Genomic DNA, 2,822 nt, shown 5'->3' on the forward strand with positions numbered 1-2,822 from the left:
GAGTACAAGGACGGCCAGGCAGCACCCTCGAATCCGTCGCTGTTCGTCCGTTTTCCCCGCTCCTTCGTCGGCCATGGCGCGCCGCTGGTGCGGCCGCCGGAATCCCCGCAGCTCGATTATGAGGGTGAAATCGTCATCGTCATCGGCAAGGCGGGCCGGCGCATCGCCGAGGCCAACGCGCTCAGCCATATTGCGGCACTGTCGCTGTGCAATGAAGGTACCATCCGCGATTGGGTGCGGCATGCCAAGTTCAACGTCACGCAAGGCAAGAATTTCGACCGCAGCGGCTCGATCGGCCCTTGGCTGGTGCCGTTCACCGACGCGGAGCAGATCGCCGACATCGCGCTGACCGCCCGCGTCAATGGCGAAATCCGCCAGCAGGACCGCACCAGCCGGATGATCTTCTCGTTTCGCAAGATTATCGCCTATGTCTCGACCTTCACCACGCTGGTGCCGGGCGACATCATCGTCACCGGCACGCCGACGGGCGCCGGCGCCCGCTTCGAGCCGCCGATCTGGCTGAAGCCGGGCGATGTGATCGAGGTGGAGGCCGATGGCATTGGCATGCTTCAAAACAGCGTCGTCGACGAGGAAGCAGCATGACCCCGGAGCAAGTGGAAGACGCCGCGGCACGGCTGTTCGAGGCCGAGCGCTCACGCCGCCAGATCCGGCTGCTCAGCCTCGATTTTCCCGAGGCGACGATGGAGGATGCCTATCGCGTGCAGGCAGCGCTGGTGACGCGCAAGATCGATGCCGGGCTGAAGCCGAAGGGCTGGAAGATCGGCCTCACCTCCAAGGCGATGCAATATGCGCTCGCCATCGACACGCCGGATTCGGGCGTGCTGTTCGACGACATGTTCTTCGACGATGGCGCGACCATTCCCGCCGGCCGCTTTATCCAGCCGCGCGTCGAGGCCGAGATCGCCTTCATTATGAAGGCGCCGCTGAAAGGCCCCGGCGTGACGATCTTCGACGTGTTCAACGCCACCGACTACATCACGCCGGCGCTCGAAATCCTCGATACGCGCATCGAGCGCGTCAATGCCGAGACCAAGAAGGCGCGTACCTTCTTCGACACGATTTCGGACAATGCCGCCAATGCCGGCATCGTCATCGGCGGCCGGCCGCAGCGGCCTGATGAAGCCGACATGCGCTGGATCGGCGCCATCGTCTCGCGCAATGCCGAGGTCGAGGAGACCGGGCTTGGCGCCGGCGTGCTCAACCATCCGGCGATGGGCATTGCCTGGCTGGCCGACAGGCTCGCCCGCTACGGCATGTCGATCGCTGCCGGCGAGGTCGTTCTCTCCGGGTCGTTCGTGCGTCCGGTCGAGGCGCGACCCGGCGACACGATCGTCGCCGATTTCGGCAGTTCGGGCACGGTCAGCATCCATTTCGCGAAGGGCTGACGGTTCCGCCAGTTCTTATCAATCGGCCCTATTCGCCATGCAGATAGGCAATCACCACATCGGCTGCGATGGCCGACATGCGCAGGCCGACCTCCCTGGTGATGTCGCCTTCGACGCGGCTCTGCACCCAGCCGAGGAAGGCGAAGGCCCGCAAGGCAGAAAACAGCGGCAGCGCGGCGATGTCGCGCGCCGTCAGTTCGCGCTCCTGCCGATAGCCCTTGAGCAAAGCGGCCTCGATCAGCGGATAGATCGCCTCATCGCGGTTCTGGTAAAGCGCGACGGCAAGGTCGTACATGTGCCAGCCATGGCCGCAATCGTCGAAGTCGATGATGCGGATCGCACCATCATGGACGAGCACATTCTCGCGCACCAGGTCGGCGTGGATGATGCCGAAATTGCGGGCACTGCGTTCATACGTCAATAGCGCGCGCACGGCCTTTTCGCGCGCCCGCAAAACCAGCTCCCGGCGAGGACCGTCGAGGAAGGGCGAGGTCTCGAAACGCCCCCAATTCGGGTTCGCGCCGAAGAAGCCGTCGAAATCCCAGGCATGGCGGGCAAAGCCGGACGGAGGCGTCCAGGCTGCTGTGACATTGTGCATGTGGGCGATGGTTCGCCCGATCTCGGTAAAGATCTGTCTTGCCTGCTCGGGCGTAAAATCCAGCGGCACGCCTCGCGCGCCGACGGCGCGGCCTTCCAGCCAGCTCAGGCAATCGACTTGCCGGGGTTGCATTGAGGCGTTCGCGCTGACAAGCACGAACAGATCGCCAGCCGGCGTGGCGACCGCAGATGGCGTGGCGATGCCGGCCGATTGCAGAAAACCCATCCATTGCAGTTCCGAGCGCAGGGCGGCGTCCGTGTGATAGCCAAACCGGTGAATGCGCATGGCGGCCGGCTGGCCATCGGGCAGACGGATCCGGAAGACCGCGTTCTCGCGGAATTTCAGCAGCTCCGGCTCACCCTCATCAATGCCCCAATGGGCGAGCGCGCGCCTGGCCAGCGCCGTGACGTCGGCTGCCGTCTCGGGTTCGGATTGCGCGGAGACTGCGCTCACGCCTTCACTCCGCGGACTTCGCCAAGCACTTCGTCGAGGACGCCGATCAGGAAGTCGGCATTGTCGCGGGAGAACGGCATTGGCGGGCGGATCTTCAACACATTGCCGTGGATGCCGGTCTTGCCCATCAGCACGCCGCGCTGGCGCATCCGGTTGGCGACCTGCTCGGCAATGTCGGGCGCCGGTTCGCGCGTCTTGCGGTCGTGAACCAGTTCGGCGCCGAAGAACAGGCCAGCGCCCCTGACCTCGCCGATACATTCATGGCGATCGGCGAGCGGGCGCAGCAGGTTGAGTGCATAGGCGCCGACGTCACGCGCGTTGGCAACGAGATCTTCCTGCTCGATGACGTCGAGAACGGCATTGGC

The 2,822-nt window shown here is 64.7% G+C and carries 4 protein-coding genes; 2 read left to right on the top strand and 2 right to left on the bottom strand.

The window, feature by feature from the left end; genetic code table 11:
• Both EN991_RS30740 and hpaH read left to right on the top strand, forming a co-directional pair.
• Positions 1–603 (top strand): fumarylacetoacetate hydrolase family protein (locus EN991_RS30740; protein ID WP_164769485.1); only part of this gene is annotated, 603 nt, incomplete at its 5' end.
• A complete protein-coding gene (gene hpaH / locus EN991_RS30745) occupies positions 600–1,406 on the top strand; it encodes a 2-oxo-hept-4-ene-1,7-dioate hydratase (protein WP_127370161.1) in 807 nt (268 codons plus the stop codon). The genes EN991_RS30740 and hpaH, both read left to right, overlap by 4 nt.
• 28 nt (positions 1,407–1,434) lie before the next feature.
• Here the strand turns inward: hpaH and EN991_RS30750 are convergent, their stop codons facing one another.
• Positions 1,435–2,457, bottom strand: coding sequence for a phosphotransferase (locus EN991_RS30750; protein WP_127370162.1), 1,023 nt, complete (start codon positions 2,455–2,457; stop codon positions 1,435–1,437).
• The coding region (locus EN991_RS30755) for an aminotransferase class III-fold pyridoxal phosphate-dependent enzyme (RefSeq protein WP_127370163.1) at positions 2,454–2,822 on the bottom strand (369 nt) is incomplete at its 5' end. The genes EN991_RS30750 and EN991_RS30755, both read right to left, overlap by 4 nt.

It is taken from the genome of Mesorhizobium sp. M7A.F.Ca.US.005.03.2.1 (assembly GCF_003997795.1).
Classification (GTDB): domain Bacteria; phylum Pseudomonadota; class Alphaproteobacteria; order Rhizobiales; family Rhizobiaceae; genus Mesorhizobium; species Mesorhizobium ciceri.

Bases quoted from the DNA above. Each gene is read 5' to 3' on its own strand.
- hpaH (WP_127370161.1), top strand. From the start codon at position 600: ATGACCCCGGAGCAAGTGGAAGACGCCGCGGCACGGCTGTTCGAGGCC.